Raw genomic sequence first — 649 nt, 5'->3', positions numbered from 1 at the left:
ATTTACCTACACCACCCTTTTGGTTAAACACAACGCGTATCATTTACTAACTCCCTGAGCTCTATCACCAAGACAAATCTTACTTACCAATCTAGAACTTTTTTGACGAATGGAACGGTTAAGCTTCTCTTCTCGACAAGCTGAGCATGATCTAGCTTATCGAGAACCTCTAATAATGCGCCCAAACTACGCGAACTTCTAGAGAAGATGTAGTTGAGCACCTCGCTATTTAGCGTCATACCTCGTTCGCGTGCGCGCGAAACTAAAGCAGACTTTTTATCTTCATCACTCAATGCATCAACATTAATTATGAGGCCAGCACCTAAACGCGATCGTAAGTCTGGCAATTTGAACTCACTATGGATTGGAACCACTCTGGCACTTACAACGAGCTGCTGCTTAAGGTCCCTGTAATGATTATACAGATTAAACAAAGCCTGCTCGCAAGCAGGGTTTGACGCAAAAGCATCGATATCATCTAGAACGAGTAAGTCGTAGTCTTGAAAATATTCAAAATAACTACCTAGCTCATTACCGGCCGCCACGGAAAGAATATCGCGAGCAGACAGATAATACGCGTTTTTGCCATTATCCAAAGCCGCATTAAGTAACGCTATGCTCAAATGAGTTTTTCCGCTTCCTGAGCCAC

At 43.0% G+C, this 649-nt stretch carries 1 protein-coding gene; it reads right to left on the bottom strand.

Going from position 1 to position 649, the window contains the following annotated elements:
• Nucleotides 1–83 precede the first annotated feature (83 nt).
• Nucleotides 84–649 (bottom strand): DnaA ATPase domain-containing protein (locus tag A3751_RS18950; protein WP_068458566.1); only part of this gene is annotated, 566 nt, incomplete at its 5' end.

It is taken from the genome of Oleiphilus sp. HI0080, assembly GCF_001635135.1.
The sequence above is the reverse complement of the archived record's forward strand: the minus strand, read 5'-3'. Positions and strand labels throughout refer to the sequence as shown.